The sequence below is a fragment of the Pseudomonas sp. 18.1.10 genome, from assembly GCF_024655625.1.
Taxonomy (GTDB): Bacteria; Pseudomonadota; Gammaproteobacteria; order Pseudomonadales; family Pseudomonadaceae; genus Aquipseudomonas.
In genome coordinates, this window is sequence record NZ_JANLGL010000132.1 from 1 (window position 1) to 17,329 (window position 17,329).

10 protein-coding genes and 1 pseudogene are annotated in these 17,329 nt (G+C 62.2%); 1 reads left to right on the plus strand and 10 read right to left on the minus strand.

Annotation, left to right across the window (positions count from 1 at the left end; all coding sequences use genetic code 11):
- Nucleotides 1-98: 98 nt before the first annotated feature.
- The 10 genes and pseudogenes from hemE to pilM form a co-directional block, all read right to left on the minus strand.
- Nucleotides 99-1,166 carry a uroporphyrinogen decarboxylase gene (hemE, locus tag NUV89_RS20175; RefSeq protein ID WP_257782689.1) on the minus strand — a complete coding sequence of 356 codons (1,068 nt, stop codon included), beginning with the start codon at nucleotides 1,164-1,166 and terminating at the stop codon, nucleotides 99-101.
- 266 nt (nucleotides 1,167-1,432) lie between these two features.
- Entirely contained in the window at nucleotides 1,433-2,851 is a 1,419-nt protein-coding gene (locus NUV89_RS20180; protein ID WP_016979195.1) for an FAD-dependent oxidoreductase, read from the minus strand.
- Nucleotides 2,852-2,884: 33 nt separating this feature from the next.
- The gene (gltB, locus tag NUV89_RS20185) at nucleotides 2,885-7,330 is read right to left on the minus strand and encodes a glutamate synthase large subunit (RefSeq protein ID WP_257782690.1); all 4,446 of its coding nucleotides are present in this window, start codon (nucleotides 7,328-7,330) and stop codon (nucleotides 2,885-2,887) included.
- A gap of 351 nt (nucleotides 7,331-7,681) precedes the next feature.
- The gene (locus NUV89_RS20190; RefSeq protein WP_257782691.1) at nucleotides 7,682-9,256 is read right to left on the minus strand and encodes an SPOR domain-containing protein; all 1,575 of its coding nucleotides are present in this window, start codon (nucleotides 9,254-9,256) and stop codon (nucleotides 7,682-7,684) included.
- Nucleotides 9,257-9,266: 10 nt separating this feature from the next.
- Nucleotides 9,267-10,367 carry a 3-dehydroquinate synthase gene (gene aroB, locus NUV89_RS20195; protein WP_257782692.1) on the minus strand — a complete coding sequence of 367 codons (1,101 nt, stop codon included), beginning with the start codon at nucleotides 10,365-10,367 and terminating at the stop codon, nucleotides 9,267-9,269.
- 125 nt (nucleotides 10,368-10,492) lie between these two features.
- Nucleotides 10,493-11,011 (minus strand): shikimate kinase AroK, encoded by a 519-nt coding sequence (gene aroK, locus NUV89_RS20200; protein WP_016979191.1) that lies wholly within the window; start codon nucleotides 11,009-11,011, stop codon nucleotides 10,493-10,495.
- A 4-nt stretch (nucleotides 11,012-11,015) separates the two neighbouring features.
- Nucleotides 11,016-12,257 (minus strand): annotated as a pseudogene (locus tag NUV89_RS20205) (type IV pilus secretin PilQ); the annotation flags it as partial.
- A gap of 139 nt (nucleotides 12,258-12,396) precedes the next feature.
- Entirely contained in the window at nucleotides 12,397-13,368 is a 972-nt protein-coding gene (locus NUV89_RS20210; protein WP_257782693.1) for a pilus assembly protein PilP, read from the minus strand.
- Nucleotides 13,365-13,916 (minus strand): PilN domain-containing protein, encoded by a 552-nt coding sequence (locus NUV89_RS20215; RefSeq protein ID WP_257782694.1) that lies wholly within the window; start codon nucleotides 13,914-13,916, stop codon nucleotides 13,365-13,367. The genes NUV89_RS20210 and NUV89_RS20215 overlap by 4 nt, the downstream gene beginning before the upstream one ends.
- Nucleotides 13,916-14,569 carry a type IV pilus biogenesis protein PilM gene (pilM, locus tag NUV89_RS20220; RefSeq protein WP_257782695.1) on the minus strand — a complete coding sequence of 218 codons (654 nt, stop codon included), beginning with the start codon at nucleotides 14,567-14,569 and terminating at the stop codon, nucleotides 13,916-13,918. The genes NUV89_RS20215 and pilM overlap by 1 nt, the downstream gene beginning before the upstream one ends.
- Before the next feature lie 206 nt (nucleotides 14,570-14,775).
- Between pilM and NUV89_RS20225 the strand changes: the two genes are divergently transcribed.
- Entirely contained in the window at nucleotides 14,776-17,238 is a 2,463-nt protein-coding gene (locus tag NUV89_RS20225) for a penicillin-binding protein 1A (protein ID WP_374684528.1), read from the plus strand.
- Nucleotides 17,239-17,329 lie beyond the last annotated feature (91 nt).

Sequence of the window (17,329 nt, forward strand, 5' to 3'; positions counted from 1 at the left end):
CGAATGCGGTGTGTCAGTCAAAGATGTTTTAACTGATCTACCGCTTTCGCGAGCAAGCCCGCTCCCACACAAGCCCGCTCCCACATTTGTTTTGCGTGTTATTCGTGATATTGCGCGGACAGTTCATGCACCGCCCGCAAGAACGCACCGGCATGCTCCGGATTCACTTCCGGCGTGATGCCATGCCCCAGGTTGAACACATGCCCACTGCCCTTGCCATAGCTGGCCAGGATGCGGCCAACCTCGGTGCGGATCGCTTCCGGCTTGGCGTACAGCACGGTCGGGTCCATGTTGCCTTGCAGCGCGACGCGGTTGCCCACGCGCTGGCGGGCTTCGCCGAGGTCGCAGGTCCAGTCCAGGCCCAGTGCATCGGCACCGGCGTCGGCGATGCTTTCCAGCCACAGGCCGCCGCCCTTGGTGAACATGATGACTGGCACTTTGCGGCCTTCGTGTTCGCGGATCAGGCCGCTGACGATCTTGCGCATGTAGGCCAGGGAAAACTCCTGATACGCCGCCGACGACAGGTTGCCGCCCCAGGTGTCGAAGATCTGCACGGCTTGCGCGCCGGCCATGATCTGCGCGTTGAGGTAGGAAGTGACCGACTGCGCCAGCTTGTCCAACAGCAGGTGCATGGCTTGCGGGTTGTCGTAGAGCATGGCCTTGGTCTTGCGGAAGTCTTTCGACGAGCCGCCTTCAACCATGTAGGTGGCCAGGGTCCATGGGCTGCCGGAGAAGCCGATCAGCGGCACGCGGCCGTTGAGCTCGCGGCGGATGGTGCTGACGGCGTCCATCACGTAGCCGAGGTCTTTGTGCGGATCAGGGATCGGCAGGGCTTCGATGTCGGCCAGGGTGCTGACGACCTTCTTGAAACGCGGGCCTTCGCCGGTTTCGAAGTACAGGCCTTGGCCCATGGCATCAGGAATGGTGAGGATGTCGGAGAAGAGGATGGCCGCGTCCAGTTGCGGGTAGCGGTCCAGCGGCTGCAGGGTGACTTCGCAGGCGAACTCCGGGTTCATGCACAGGCTCATGAAGTCGCCGGCGTTGGCGCGGCTGGCGCGGTATTCCGGCAGGTAGCGACCGGCCTGGCGCATCATCCACACAGGGGTGACGTCCACGGGTTGCTTGAGCAGGGCACGAAGGAAACGGTCGTTCTTGAGGGCAGTCATGTCGGCATCCGCAAAAAAAGTGCGGGCATTTTCTCAGAGCCGGACGCAAAAGGCACGGAGTGCGCCGTGCCTTTTGTCTATCGGGTTGATTTGAAGCAATGTCTTGCGATCACACATTCACCACAAACCCCAATGTGGAATGGGGTTTGGGTGGGAGCTGGCTTGTCGAGTCGTCGCACCGCTGCGATAGCGATGTTGAATTCACCACCGTCATCGCAGGCAAGCCAGCTCCCACAGTTTGATCCCATTTCAGCTTGGGATCGGGGTCAGACTTGCAGGTAATCCAGGATGCCTTCGGCAGCATTGCGGCCTTCGAAGATCGCGGTTACCACCAGGTCGGAACCGCGCACCATATCGCCACCGGCGAAGATCTTCGGGTTGCTGGTCTGGTGCTTGTACTGGCCTTGTTCCGGGGCTACCACGCGGCCCTGGCTGTCGGTCTGGATCTGGAACTGTTCGAACCACGGCGCCGGGCTTGGGCGGAAACCGAAGGCGATCACCACGGCATCGGCCGGGATGATTTCTTCGGAACCGGGGATCGGCTCAGGGCTGCGACGGCCACGGGCGTCCGGTTCGCCGAGACGGGTCTCGACCACCTTCACGCCTTCGACGCGGTCTTCACCGACGATGGCAATCGGCTGGCGGTTGTAGAGGAATTTCACGCCTTCTTCCTTGGCGTTCTTCACCTCTTTGCGCGAGCCGGGCATGTTGGCTTCGTCACGACGATAGGCACAGGTCACCGACTTGGCGCCCTGGCGGATCGACGTACGGTTGCAGTCCATGGCGGTGTCGCCACCGCCGAGCACCACGACCTTCTTGCCTTTCATGTCGACGAAATCTTCCGGCGACTTTTCAAAGCCCAGGTTGCGATTCACGTTGGCGATCAGGAAGTCCAACGCGTCATACACGCCCGGCAAATCCTCACCGGCAAAGCCGCCCTTCATGTAGGTGTAGGTGCCCATGCCCATGAACACCGCATCGTATTCTTCGAGCAGTTGCTCCATGGTGATGTCTTTGCCGATTTCGGTATTGAGACGGAACTCGATACCCATGCCGGTGAACACTTCACGACGGTGGCTCAGGACGGTTTTTTCCAGCTTGAACTCGGGGATGCCGAAGGTCAGCAGGCCGCCGATTTCCGGGTTCTTGTCGAACACCACCGGGGTCACGCCGCCACGTACCAACACGTCGGCGCAGCCCAGGCCGGCAGGGCCGGCGCCGATGATGGCGACGCGCTTGCCGGTCGGCTTGACCTTGGACATGTCCGGGCGCCAGCCCATGGCGAACGCGGTGTCGGTGATGTACTTCTCCACCGAGCCGATGGTCACCGCGCCGAAGCCGTCGTTCAGGGTGCAGGCACCCTCGCACAGACGGTCTTGCGGGCACACCCGGCCGCAGACTTCCGGCAGGGTGTTGGTCTGGTGCGACAGCTCGGCGGCGGCGAGGATATTGCCCTCGGCCACCAATTTGAGCCAGTTGGGAATGAAGTTGTGCACCGGGCACTTCCATTCGCAATACGGGTTACCGCAACCCAGGCAGCGGTGGGCCTGGTCGGCCGAGTGCTGGGGTTTGAAGGGTTCGTAGATTTCCACGAACTCTTTCTTGCGTTGACGCAACAGTTTCTTCTTCGGATCTTTGCGCCCGACATCGATGAACTGGAAGTCGTTATTCAGACGTTCAGCCATGTTAAAACCTCATCAAACTTCTTCAGGCGCATATCACTGCGGGTTGGCACGGATGCTGGAAAGCAACGATTTCAGGTTGGCAGCCTTGGGCTTGACCAGCCAGAAACGACGCAGGTAATCATCGAGGTTTTCGGCGAGGTTGCGGCCCCATTCGCTGCCGGTCTCCTCGACGTACTCGTCCAGCACGTGCTGCAAGTGGTTCCGGTAGGACTCCATGGCTTCGCCGCTGATCCGCTGGATCTCGACCAACTCGTGGTTGACCTTGTCGACGAAGGTGTTGTCCTGGTCGAGCACGTAGGCGAAACCGCCGGTCATGCCCGAACCGAAGTTGTAACCGGTCTTGCCCAGTACCGCGACAAAGCCCCCGGTCATGTACTCGCAGCAGTGATCGCCCGTGCCTTCCACCACGGTGTGGGCACCGGAGTTACGCACGGCGAAACGCTCACCGGCCGTACCGGCGGCGAACAGCTTGCCACCGGTGGCGCCGTACAAGCAGGTGTTGCCGATGATGGCACTGTCCTGGGTCTTGTAGACGCTGCCTTTGGGCGGAACGATCACCAGCTTGCCGCCGGTCATGCCCTTGCCCACGTAGTCGTTGGCGTCGCCTTCCAGGTACATGTGCAGGCCACCGGCGTTCCACACGCCAAAGCTCTGGCCCGCAGTGCCCTTGAAGCGGAAGGTGATCGGCGCTTTCGCCATGCCCTGGTTGCCGTGCTTGCGCGCGATTTCGCCGGAGATGCGCGCGCCGATGGAACGGTCGCAGTTGCAGATATCCAGTGCGAATTCGCCACCGCTGGCGTCGTTGATCGACGATCCGGCGATTTCCACCATCTTCTCGGCCAGCAGGCCTTTGTCGAACGGCGGGTTGCGCTCGACGCCGCAGAACTGCGGCTTGTCGGCCGGGATGTGATCGCTGCCCAACAGCGGCGTCAGGTCCAGGTGATGCTGCTTGGCGGTCTGGCCCTGGAGGATTTCCAGCAGATCGGTACGACCGATCAGCTCTTCCAGCGAACGCACGCCCAGCTTGGCCAGCCACTCACGGGTTTCTTCGGCGACGTAGGTGAAGAAGTTCACCACCATGTCGACGGTGCCGATGTAGTGATCCTTGCGCAGCTTCTCGTTCTGCGTCGCCACGCCGGTGGCGCAGTTGTTCAGGTGGCAGATGCGCAGGTATTTGCAGCCCAGGGCGATCATTGGCGCAGTGCCGAAACCGAAGCTTTCGGCGCCGAGGATCGCGGCCTTGATGACGTCGAGGCCGGTTTTCAGGCCGCCATCGGTCTGCACGCGGACCTTGCCGCGCAGGTCGTTGCCGCGCAGGGTCTGGTGGGTTTCGGCGAGGCCCAGTTCCCACGGTGCACCGGCGTACTTGATGGAGGTCAGCGGCGATGCGCCGGTGCCGCCGTCGTAGCCGGAGATGGTAATCAGGTCGGCATAGGCCTTGGCCACGCCAGCGGCGATGGTGCCCACGCCGGCTTCTGCCACCAGTTTCACCGAGACCAGGGCCTTCGGGTTGACTTGTTTCAAGTCGAAAATCAGCTGCGACAAGTCTTCAATCGAGTAGATGTCGTGGTGCGGCGGTGGCGAGATCAGGGTCACGCCCGGCACGGCATAACGCAGCTTGGCGATCAGGCCGTTGACCTTGCCGCCTGGCAGTTGCCCGCCTTCGCCCGGCTTGGCGCCTTGGGCCACCTTGATTTGCAGCACTTCGGCGTTGACCAGGTATTCCGGGGTCACACCAAAACGGCCAGTCGCCACCTGCTTGATTTTCGAGCTCTTGATCGTGCCGTAACGCGCCGGGTCTTCGCCGCCTTCGCCGGAGTTGGAACGCGCACCCAGGCGGTTCATGGCTTCGGCCAGGGCTTCGTGGGCCTCGGGCGACAAGGCGCCCAGGGAGATACCGGCGGAGTCGAAGCGCTTGAGGATCGATTCCAGCGGTTCGACTTCGCTGATGTCCATCGGCGTGTCCAGGGTCTTCACCTTGAACAGGTCGCGGATCATCGACACCGGGCGGTTATCCACCAGCGAGGTGTATTCCTTGAACTTGGCGTAGTCGCCCTGCTGCACGGCGGCTTGCAGGGTGTTGACCACGTCCGGGTTGTACGCGTGGTATTCGCCACCGTGCACGAACTTGAGCAGGCCGCCTTGCTGGATCGGCTTGCGCGCGCTCCAGGCTTCGGCCGCCAGGGCTTTCTGCTCGGCTTCGATGTCGACGAAACGCGCGCCCTTGATGCGGCTTGGCACGCCACGGAAGCTCAGGTCGCAGACTTCTTCGGACAGGCCGATGGCTTCGAACAGCTGCGCACCGCGGTAGGACGTGACGGTGGAGATGCCCATCTTCGACAGGATCTTCAGCAGGCCCTTGGTGATGCCTTTGCGGTAGTTCTTGAACACCTCGTAGAGGTCGCCCAGCACTTCACCGGTACGGATCAGGTCGCCGAGCACTTCGTACGCGAGGAACGGATACACCGCCGAGGCGCCGAAACCGATCAGCACCGCAAAGTGGTGCGGGTCGCGGGCGGTGGCGGTTTCGACGAGGATGTTGGAGTCGCAGCGCAGGCCTTTTTCGGTCAGGCGGTGGTGCACCGCGCCGGTGGCCAGCGAGGCGTGGATCGGCAGCTTGCCCGGGGCGATGTGACGGTCGGTCAGCACGATCTGCGTACGACCGGCGCGCACGGCTTCTTCGGCCTGGTCGGCGACGTTGCGCACAGCGGCTTCAAGGCCGAGGCTCTCGTCGTAGTTCAGGTCGATGATCTGGCGGTCGAAGCCTGGGCGGTCCAGGGTCATCAACGAACGCCATTTGGCCGGCGAGATCACAGGCGAGCTGAGGATCACGCGGGAGGCGTGCTCAGGCGATTCCTGGAAGATGTTGCGCTCGGCACCGAGGCACACTTCCAGCGACATCACGATGGCTTCGCGCAGCGGGTCGATCGGCGGGTTGGTCACCTGGGCGAACTGCTGGCGGAAGTAGTCGTACGGCGTGCGCACGCGCTGGGACAGCACGGCCATCGGCGTGTCATCGCCCATGGAACCGACGGCCTCATAGCCTTGCTCGCCGAGCGGACGCAGCACCTGGTCGCGCTCTTCGAACGTGACCTGGTACATCTTCATGTACTGCTTGAGCTGGTCGACGTCGTAGAACGCCGAACCGTGGTCGTTGTCTTCCATGGTCGCCTGGATGCGCAGGGCGTTCTTGCGCAGCCATTGCTTGTACGGGTGACGGGACTTCAGGCGGTTGTCGATCGCATCAGTGTCGAGGATCTGCCCGGTTTCGGTGTCCACGGCGAGGATCTGCCCAGGGCCGACGCGGCCTTTGGCGATCACGTCTTGCGGCTGGTAGTTCCACACGCCGATTTCCGACGCGAGGGTGATGAAACCGTTGGTGGTGGTCACCCAACGCGCCGGGCGCAGGCCGTTACGGTCGAGCAGGCACACGGCGTAGCGACCGTCGGTCATTACGACGCCGGCCGGGCCGTCCCACGGCTCCATGTGCATCGAGTTGTACTCGTAGAACGCACGCAGGTCCGGGTCCATGGTTTCGACGTTCTGCCACGCTGGCGGAATAATCATGCGCACGCCACGGAACAGGTCGATGCCACCGGTGACCATCAGTTCGAGCATGTTGTCCATGCTGGAGGAGTCGGAGCCGACGCGGTTGACCAGCGGGCCGAGCTCTTCCAGGTCCATCAGATCGTTGGCGAACTTGGTGCGACGGGCCACGGCCCAGTTGCGGTTGCCGGTGATGGTGTTGATCTCGCCGTTGTGGGCGAGGAAGCGGAATGGCTGGGCCAGCGGCCATTTCGGCAGGGTGTTGGTGGAGAAGCGCTGGTGGAACACGCAGATTGCGGTTTGCAGGCGCTCATCGCTCAGGTCTGGATAGAAGGCGGTAAGGTCCGCCGGCATCATCAGGCCTTTGTAAATGATGGTCTTGTGGGAAAAGCTGCAGATGTAGTGCTCGGTGTCGGCGGCGTTGGAGACCGACGAACGACGACGGGAGGTGAACAGCTTGATCGCCATGTCCTGGTCGCTCAGGCCATCACCGGCGATGAACACTTGTTCGATCTGCGGCAGGCGCTCAAGCGCGAGGCGGCCGAGGACGCTGGTGTCGATCGGCACTTTGCGCCAGCCGACGAGTTGCAGGCCGGCGGCGACGATTTCGCGGTTCATGTTCGCGCGAGCGGCTTCGGCTTTGACCGGGTCCTGGTTGAAAAACACCATGCCCACGGCGTACTGCTTGGGCAGGTCGACCGCAAATTGCTCTTTGGCGACAGCGCGCAGGAACAGGTCGGGCTTTTGAATCAGCAAGCCACAACCGTCACCGGTCTTGCCGTCGGCGTTGATCCCACCGCGGTGGGTCATGCAGGTCAGGGCCTCGATGGCCGTTTGCAAAAGGGTATGACTGGGCTCGCCCTGCATGTGGGCTATCAGGCCGAAACCGCAGTTATCCTTGAATTCATCGGGTTGGTACAGACCTGCTTTCATAGACACTTTCTCACCAGGCTGCCTCTTATTTCGAGGCAAATTTCTTTTCAATTCAACCGGTTACCTTCCACGCCGAACGTACGCCGGCTTAGCGGGGGCAAAAGGGAGGTCATTGTACACACCGACACAGACGCTCACAAATTTAGCGACGAAATGTCGCAAATCTATGTCGCATTTATGAAAGGTTTAAAGCGATATGCTGTGCTAGTCAAAACTTTTTTAATTCTGACCGCTACGACTCAAAAGCCACTGTGACGCAGACACCACAAAGCGCGCGGTCTCTAGAGACTGCACGCCATGCGATTTTTTTTGAGGTGCCGGGAGGGCGGCCTGGGTAAGGCCGCCGGATCTTCAGCGAGTTGTTGCGAGTTCTTGTTGAACGCTGGCAACAGTGCGAGGCCAAGGTTTACCAGCCTGAACCTTCGCTGGCAAGGATTTGATCGCAGAATCAGCGGCTGCACGGCTGGAGAAGTTGCCGTAGGTGATTACGTAGAGAGGCTTGCCGTTGAGCACTTTCTTGAAATAACGGTACTCGCCGCCCTGCTCTTTCACGAACGCCTGGGCATTGGCTTCGGAGCTGGTGCCGAGGATCTGCACCACGAAGTTGCTGGCAGGCTGGCTGCCATACCAACCGCTGCCCGCTGCACCGGCCTTGGCGACGGTGACAGGCTTTTCAGCCGGCTTGGCGGCCGGAGCCGGGGTTGGCTTGGCAGCAGGCGCAGGCGCGGCGACAACCGGCTTGGTCACTGGCACCGGCTTGGCGGTGGCGACAGTCGGTGCCGGCGTCGGCGTTGGCTTGGCCACGGCGGCTGGCTGGCCTGCTGGCACGCCCGCAGGTGGCGCAGTGGTGGTAACGGTTGGCGGTGTGGCGCTGGAACCTTCCACCGGCACGCCGTCGTCGCCTTCGGAGATGCCACCGGCTTCTTCGGCGAGCGGGCCGCGCATCACCGGCTGACCGACCATCGGCAGGTTGGTCGGCTGGCCGGAGTTGGCGAATTCAACGTTCGGAGTAGGCTTGCCCAGTGGCAACTGCGCCTGTTCGGTTGGCGCGCCGGCAGTGGTTGGCGCCTTGCTGCGGCCCGGGATCAACCAGGCGGCGGCAACAGCCACCACGACTACCGCGGAAATAGCCAATACGTGCTTCTTAGGCATAGTGAACCCCATCTTTGGACGCTTGACCGCAGAGCGGCTGGCAATCATGGCTTCGATCATCGCATCGCGGGCAACCTGGTTGATGGTGCCAGGCCAGCCGTCGGAGCTTTCGTGAATATCAGAGATCTGATTTGCCGTGAAAAGTTCGATACCGGCGCCTGCGCCTTCCAGGCGTTGAGCCAGGTATTCGCGGGTTTCTTCTTCTTCGTACGGCTGCAATTCGATCACGTGGAACAGCTCTTGATCGCCGCTGATCTGCTCCAGGTCGGCGATCAACGACGACTCACCAAACAGGAACACGTGCGGGCGACCTTCCGGCGTACCGGCGGCCAGCGCCAGCAGCGCTTCGAGGGCGGATTCGTCGAGCTGCTCGGCGTCATCCACCAGCAAATAGACTTCCTGGCCGGTCAGGCCCAGTTGCACCACTTGCTTGAGGATCGCGTTCGGCTCGGCCGTGGACACGTCCAGCGCCTGGGCCACCTGGCGCAGCACGCCAGCCGCATCACCGGCACCGCGCGCGGAGACCACCACGCTCTGTACCGATTGCTTGTTGGTGCTCGCCACCAACGCCTGGCGCAGCAAGGTCTTGCCGCTGCCCAACGGGCCGGTAACCACCAGCAGCAACTGGCTGTAGCGCGCCAGGTGGTGCAGCTGCCCCAGCACTGGCTTGCGCTGGGCCGGGAAGAATTTGAAACCAGGCACCCGTGGAGCAAAAGGGTCATGGCTTAACTGGTAATGGCCGAGGAACGCCTCGTCGGCATGCAAACTAGTCATCGGGATCTGGTTAACCTTTCAGCTGAGCCAGGGCGCGGTAATCCGCTCCCAGCGTGGCTTGTAAAATCTCTTTTGGATAATCGTCGGTTACCACGGCTTCGCCCATGTGGCGCAGCAGCACCAGTCGCAGTCGACCGTCGATCACTTTCTTGTCTATCGCCATATGCTCGAGGAAGTCCGCCTCGGCCATCTCTTCAGGCGGGATGACCGGCAAACCGGCGCGCTGGAACAGGCGGATACCACGATCACGCTCCTGGGCGCTGATCCAGCCCAGGCGTTGCGACATCTCCAATGCCATCACTGTGCCAGCCGCTACGGCCTCTCCGTGCAACCACACACCATAGCCCATGTGCGTTTCGATCGCATGGCCGAAGGTGTGGCCGAGGTTCAAGGTGGCCCGCACGCCGGACTCCCGTTCGTCGGCATTCACCACCAGCGCCTTGGCGGCGCAGGAGCGGGAAATCGCTTCGGTGAGTGCCACCTGGTCGAGGTTGCGCAAGGCGTCGACGTGCTCTTCCAGCCAGGCCAGGAACGGCTCGTCGCAGATCAGCCCGTACTTGATGACTTCCGCCAGGCCCGCCGACAGCTCACGGGGCGGCAAGGTATTGAGGGTGGCGGTGTCGATCAGCACAGCCTGGGGCTGGTAGAACGCGCCGACCATGTTCTTGCCCAGCGGGTGGTTGATACCGGTCTTGCCACCCACCGACGAATCGACCTGGGACAACAAGGTGGTCGGCACCTGGATAAAGTCCACGCCACGCTGGTAGCAGGCCGCTGCAAAACCGGCCATGTCGCCGATCACACCGCCGCCCAGGGCGATCACGGTGGTGCGGCGGTCATGGCGGGCAGTCAGCAGGCCATCAAAGATCAGTTGCAGGGTTTCCCAGTTCTTGTGGGCTTCGCCGTCGGGCAGGATCACCGAGATCACCGAATACGCCGCAAGGCTGCGGCTCAGACGCTCTAGATACAGCGGCGCGACCGTTTCGTTGGAGATGATCGCCACTTGCCGCCCGGCAATGTGCGGGGCGAGCAACTCGGGCTGGTCCAACAGACCTTCGCCAATATGGATCGGGTAGCTGCGCTCGCCTAGATCGACCTTAAGTGTCTGCATGTGTCCCCGCGTTAGAGATGGTGTGACGACCGGCAACGTCGAGATGGGGCGTTGCCTGATGGCTCTACGCCACACCTCAAAGGGTAATGGCGCGCCGCCGAGAATAGCGCATTTCGGGCCTGGCTTTAACGGGGTGGCAGCCGTTGCAGGCGCTCAAGAATGTCGAGGACCACCATCCGTGGCGGCCGCTCATCGGTTTCCACCACCAGATCGGCGATTTCCCGATACAGCGGGTCGCGCAGCGTGAGCAGGTCCCGCAAGGTTTTCTCCGGGTTGGCCGTGCGCAGCAGCGGGCGATTGCGATCGCGGGCGGTGCGGCCCACCTGCTGCTCGACCGAGGCATGCAGATAGACCACCCGACCACCGGCATGCAGCGCCCGACGGTTTTCTTCGCGCATGACTGCGCCGCCGCCGGTGGCCAATACCACGCCATCGAGGCCGCACAGCTCGGCGATCATCGCCTGCTCGCGGTCACGAAAGCCCAGTTCGCCTTCCTTATCGAAGATCCATGGGATATTGGCACCCGTGCGCAATTCAATTTCCTTGTCGGAATCTTTGAATGGCAGGCGCAGCTCTTTGGCCAGCAAACGGCCGATGGTGCTTTTTCCAGCCCCCATCGGTCCTACAAGAATCAAATTTCGCACAGAATCAACGACTCACAGCAATCGCCTGGTTATTCATAATACGCGGAGTCAGGAATACCAGCAGCTCGGATTTTTTCTCCGCCAGCACATCGCGCCGGAAAAGGCGGCCAAGATACGGCACATCGCCCAAAAATGGCACTTTATCTACCACTTTGCTTTGGGTATTGGAGAAAACCCCGCCGATGACAATGGTCTCGCCATCCTTGACCAGCACCTTGGCGTTGACTTCGTTCTTCTTGATCGGCGGCACGTCGTTGAGTTTGTTCAGGTAGTCGGGCTCGTCCTTGGTGACCTTGACCTCCATGATTACGTGGCCGTCGGGGGTGATTTGCGGGGTGACTTCCAGGGACAGCGAGGCCTCCTTGAACGACACCGAGGTGGCGCCGCTGGAGCTGGACTCTTGATAGGGAATCTCGGTGCCCTTGAGGATTCGTGCGGTTTCCTTGTCGGACGTGACCACCTTGGGCTGTGAGACGATTTCACCGTTGCCGGTTTTCTCCATGGCGGTCAGTTCCAGGTCCAGCAGCAGGTTATCGGTGATGTAGGCGACGCCCAGGCCCGACGTGCCGGTAATCGCCCCCAAATCGACAAACGGCGAGCTGGGCGGATTTTCCGGCGGTTCTGCGCCCTCCGCCAACGGCTTGGGGATGCCGCCAGCGCTCCAGTTCCCGCGATTGAGGCGGCCACCCCAGCGCGCGCCGAGGCTTTTGTCGTAATCCACATTAGCCTCGACAATCCGTGCCTCGATCATCACCTGGCGCACCGGAATATCCAGTTGCGCCACGATGCGTCGCAGCTCCTCCAGCCGCTCACCGGTCTGGTAGGCAATGATGTTATTGGTGCGATCATCCACCGCCACCGAGCCGCGCTCATCGGTGCTGCCTTCCAAACCCGTCACCGACTGAAACAGCTTGGCCAGGTCTGCCGCCTTGGCGTAATTGACCTGCAACAGCTCCCGACGCAGCGGCGCCAGCTCGGCCATTTGCCGGCGCGATTCCAGCGTGAGCAGTTCGCGGGCGGCCAATTCCTCAGCCGGCGCCACCAGCAGTACGCCAGCCTTGATCCGCTTATCCAGGCCCTTGGCTTGCAGCACCAGGTCGAGCGCCTGGTCCCAGGGCACATCCTTGAGGCGCAAGGTGATCGAACCTTGCACATCGTCGCTGGCCACCAGGTTGAGGCCCGCCACGTCGGCGATTTGCTGCAATACGGCACGCACTTCGATGTTCTGGAAATTCAGGTTGAGCCTGTCCCCCGCCAACGCCTGCGGAGGCGGCAGTTGGATCAGGTTTAAGCGATTGGGCACAGCAGCAGCCATCGGTGCCGTGAACGCTATCCATAGCGCCACACCGAAGGACAAGAAAGTCCTTTTCATTGGGTTGATTCCGTTATGAGTTGACGTTTAATACGAGGGTTCGCGGGCGCTGCAGCCATGCACCCTGTTCATCGGGGAACAACTCGACCAGCTCGACATGCCCGGGGTAAATGGCGGTGACTCGGCCGTGATCCCGCCCAAGGTAGTCACCGACCGCCAGCCGGTGCACCGTAGAGGCCATGCGCAGCAGAACGAACGCTTGCACGCCACGCGACAGGGTGCCGACCATTTCGAACTGGTCGACTGCGAACGCTTCCAGGACACCACGCGGGCGCGCAGGGTCCGGCGCCAGGGCTGGCCGCCCACGCGCGTGATTGGCCTGAACGGCCAGCGGCGTGAACGGATCGCGCAGGCCGGCCGGGTCATAGACAAAACGCGCGCCCGGCCTGATGGGTTCAGCCTGCCGGCCACCCGCAGACGTACGCCAATAGCTCCTCACCAGCAGCTCAAGACGCAGCAGCCTGCCCTCCGGGCGCAGGACAACCTCATGGGCCGTGGCGAATCGGGACAGGCCACCCAATGCGCTGACGAACATCGCCAGGTCGTGATAGGTGCCACTGACGCCAACCGCCACCGGTTGCTCGACGTAAAAAGCCTGTGGCTGCTCATCCAGCGGCGTGACGCTTTCAACCAACAAGCCATTGGCCAATGCCAACCGCGCGATGTCTTCCAGCAGGCCGGGCATTTCGGATTCGGCGGGCAGTGCCTGAAAAAGCCCATCAACCTGCGCCTGCATCCGTTCCAGCTGAAGGGCCCTCTCCTCCAGACCGCCAGCCAAGGCAGTTTTTTCCTTAATCTGCTGGTTCATGACCACTTCCCGCACCTCGCCCTGGTGCAACCGTTCCCGCGACGGGCTCAGGTACACAAGGTCACCCACCACAAACAACAGGCCTGCCAACGCGCCACCCAGCAAGACTTTGCCAGGCAGTGGCCAATGTGCAGCGTTGTGAGTGAGCGCAGAAAGATCGAGCCTGGGCAGGCTCAAGGTTGCACCTCGCCGGATTCTCCCTGGCGCACCATCAACTGGAATTCATTGGCGCCGCGGGCGCCTTCCGTTCGCACGTGCTGCAAGCGGGTGGCATGGGCGCCTCCAGTGGCCTCCAGGCGACGCATCAACTGGGCGATGTCCTGGCTGGATTCAGCACTGCCGCGAATACTCACCGTATCGCCCTTTGCCACCACTTCATGCAGGTGTACCCCATCCGGCACGGCGCGCGCCAACTGATCCAGCAACTGGGCACCGGCCGAACGCCCGTCGTGCAAGTCCTCGACAACCTTCATGCGCTGCGCCAATTGCTGGCTTTGCACGTGCAAGTCGTCGATCGTCTTGATGCGCGAATCCAGGACGGCGACGTCCTTGTCCAGGTGGCTGTTGCGCGTGACTTGCCGGTCGATCGCCTGGTCGATCACTTGATCCGCCAGCCACACCGCTGCGAGCGCCACACAGGCGAACGCCAGCAGCAACATCAGGAAAAACTTGCGCCGCCGTTCTGCCAGGGCCTGACGCCAAGGTAAAAGGTTGATTCGTGTCATCAAGCGAAACTCCTCAGGGCCAACCCGCAAGCCACCCCCATTCCCTGGGCATCCACGGCCCATTGTGCGCCATCGACTCGACGGCCCGGCGTGAAGCTGGCGAAATCCTGACGGCAAGCACGCGCCAATGCAAACCCTTCGACGTCTACCACCCGCGCCATCAGCCCAGCCTGGGCCAAAACGGCCTCGCGCGCCTCGACCTGCGCCTTGAGACAGGCCGCCAACAGCACTTCGACCCGCGCCGGGTCCTGGGCGCATGGGCCCTGCACTTGATAGTCGATGGCCACGTCATCCAATGGATAGGGAATGTATTGGTCGGCTTCCATCTGAATCCGCCAGCCCACCTCTTCGTCGCTGAGCCCGGACTCCATGTCGATCACCTGGGTAATGACCGAGGGCCCCGCCACGGCGATTGCCGCGTACCTGGCCGACGTGTGCAGCCGGGCCACTGCCTGTTGCAGCGCAAGCCCTACCGACACAAGGTCCAGCACATTGCCATCGACCACCGCACGAGGCGCCAGCGCCTGCGTGGCGTAGCCTTTGACGGTATAACCGCTGCTTGAATGACCCAGCTCGACCAGCCTGATCGCCGTGTCGCTGATATCGACGCCGATGACGGCATCAACTTTTCGCCTGAAAAATCCCTTTCTCATAAAACTCCCCAAAACTTTCCCTGTCATAACGGCGGTCCTACCGCCGGTTGGCCGCTGAGCAGGCGCGCATGACGCCCCAAGCCGAAAAATGCTTTAATGCCCAGCGTTTTTCCCCGCTATTTACCTACAGCCCGGGTCGATCCATCGTTAGCCATGCATGCCCCGACGCCTAACCCATTCTTTTCTCTGGAAATCCAAAAGCCTTGATTCGTCTGCTGAAGTTTTTCGGGTACTCCATTGTCGCGATCGTCTGCGGGCTGCTGCTCGTACTCAGCGGGGCCTACCTCTACCTTAGTCCGGGTTTGCCCTCCGTAGAGGCCCTCAGAAGTATCCAGTTGCAGATTCCTTTGCGGGTCTACAGCAGCGACGAAAAACTGATCGCGGAGTTCGGCGAAATGCGCCGCACCCCGATCCGTTTCGCCGATATTCCACCCAATTTCATCAGCGCATTGCTGTCGGCCGAAGACGATAATTTCGCCAACCACTACGGCGTCGACCCCAGCAGCCTGGTGCGTGCCGCCACGCAATTGGTAAAAAGCGGACACATTCAATCCGGCGGCAGCACCATCACCATGCAGGTGGCGAAGAACTTCTTCCTCACCAGCGAACGCAGCTTTTCGCGCAAGGCCACCGAGATCCTGCTGGCCCTGCAGATTGAACGCCAACTGACCAAGGACGAGATCCTTGAGCTGTACGTCAACAAGATCTACCTGGGCAACCGTGCCTACGGCATCGAGGCGGCATCGCAGGTGTACTACGGCAAGTCGATCCGTGACGCGAGCCTGGCGCAGATGGCGATGATCGCCGGCCTGCCCAAGGCGCCGTCGCGCTTCAACCCACTGGCCAACCCGGCGCGCAGCAAAGAGCGTCGCGACTGGATCCTGGGCCGCATGTACAAGCTGGGCAAGATCGACCAGCGCGCCTATGAAAGCGCAGTGGCCGAGCCGTTGAACGCCAGCTACCACGTGCCGACGCCAGAAGTTAACGCACCGTATATCGCTGAAATGGCCCGCGCCGAGATGGTCGGCCGCTATGGCAGCGAGGCCTACACCGAAGGCTTCCGCGTGACCACGACGGTGCCGAGCGACACCCAGGAAATCGCCAACAACGCTGTGCATTCCGGGCTAATCACCTACGACCAGCGCCACGGCTACCGTGGGCCTGAGTCGCGCCTGCCGGGCAAGACCCTCAGCGCCTGGACCACCGAACTGGGCAAGCAACGCGCCATCAGCGGCCTGGAACCGGCCATCGTCACCCAGGTGCAAAAAGACGGCGTACAGGTGCTGACCCGCACCGGCGAAGCCCATGTGGCCTGGGACAGCATGAAGTGGGCGCGCCCCTTCCTGAACACCAACAGCATGGGCCCGATGCCCAAGCAGCCGTCCGATGTGGCGCAGGTGGGTGACCTGATCCGCGTGCAACGCCAGAAGGACGACAGCCTGAAATTCAGCCAGGTGCCGCTGGCCCAGGGCGCCCTGGTCTCCCTTGACCCGCAGAACGGTGCCATCCGCGCCCTGGTGGGCGGCTTCGCCTTCGAACAGAGCAACTACAACCGCGCCGTGCAGGCCAAGCGCCAGCCGGGCTCAAGTTTCAAGCCCTTTATCTACAGCGCCGCACTGGATAACGGCTACACCGCGGCCAGCCTGGTCAACGATGCACCGATCGTGTTTGTCGACGAATACCTGGACAAGGTCTGGCGCCCGAAAAACGACACCAACACCTTCCTCGGCCCGATCCGTATCCGCGAGGCCCTGTACAAGTCGCGTAACCTGGTGTCGATCCGCCTGTTGCAGGCGATGGGCGTGGGCAAGACCATCGACTACATGACGCGCTTCGGCTTCAACAAGTCGGACCTGCCGCCGAACCTGTCCCTGGCCCTGGGCACCGCGACCCTCACGCCGATGGAAATCGCCACCGGCTGGAGCACCTTTGCCAACGGCGGCTACAAGATCACGCCGTACCTGATCGACAAGATCGAAAGCCGCAATGGCGACACCCTGTTCACCGCCAACCCACCGCGCGTGCCGGGTGATGTGGTCAACGGCGTGGCCGCTACCGATGGCCTGGCCGCACCAGGCAACGGCGGCATCACCATCGAGCCGACCCCAGGTGCCGCGCCCGCTGCAAACGCCGCGACGCCAACCGAGCCGCAGGCGCCGGCCGTTGCCGAGCGCATTGTGGATGGCCGCACCACCTACATCCTCAATAGCATCCTGCAGGACGTGATAAAGAAAGGCACCGGCCGTCGCGCCCTGGCCCTCGGCCGCGCAGACATCGCCGGCAAGACCGGCACCACCAACGACTCCAAGGACGCCTGGTTCTCCGGCTACAACGGCGACTACGTGACCACCGTGTGGACCGGCTACGACCAGCCGGAAAGCCTCGGCCGTCGCGAGTTCGGTGGCACCGTCGCGTTGCCGATCTGGATGAGCTACATGGGCGCCGCCTTGAAGGACAAGCCCCTGCACACCCAGCCGGAACCAGAAGGCATCCTCAGCCTGCGGATCGACCCGGTGAGTGGCCGCGTGGCATCGCCAAGTACGCCGAATGCCTACTTCGAACTGTTCAAGAGCGAAGACACGCCGCCGTCGGTCAACGAGCTGGGCAATGGTGTGGCACCGGGCAGCCCGCTGCCGGCGGATGAGGCGGCGCCGATCGATTTGTTCTAACGCGATCTGCGCCTTGGTGCAGATCCAAATGTGGGAGCGGGCTTGCTCGCGAATGCGGTGTATCAGTCGCTAGATTCGTTGACTGGCACTC

Excerpts from the sequence above, each read along its gene's own strand:
- hemE (WP_257782689.1), bottom strand. The coding sequence starts at position 1,166 with ATGACTGCCCTCAAGAACGACCGTTTCCTTCGTGCCCTGCTCAAGCAA.
- NUV89_RS20180 (WP_016979195.1), bottom strand. The coding sequence starts at position 2,851 with ATGGCTGAACGTCTGAATAACGACTTCCAGTTCATCGATGTCGGGCGC.
- gltB (WP_257782690.1), bottom strand. The coding sequence starts at position 7,330 with ATGAAAGCAGGTCTGTACCAACCCGATGAATTCAAGGATAACTGCGGT.
- NUV89_RS20190 (WP_257782691.1), bottom strand. The coding sequence starts at position 9,256 with ATGACTAGTTTGCATGCCGACGAGGCGTTCCTCGGCCATTACCAGTTA.
- aroB (WP_257782692.1), bottom strand. The coding sequence starts at position 10,367 with ATGCAGACACTTAAGGTCGATCTAGGCGAGCGCAGCTACCCGATCCAT.
- NUV89_RS20215 (WP_257782694.1), bottom strand. The coding sequence starts at position 13,916 with ATGACACGAATCAACCTTTTACCTTGGCGTCAGGCCCTGGCAGAACGG.
- pilM (WP_257782695.1), bottom strand. The coding sequence starts at position 14,569 with ATGAGAAAGGGATTTTTCAGGCGAAAAGTTGATGCCGTCATCGGCGTC.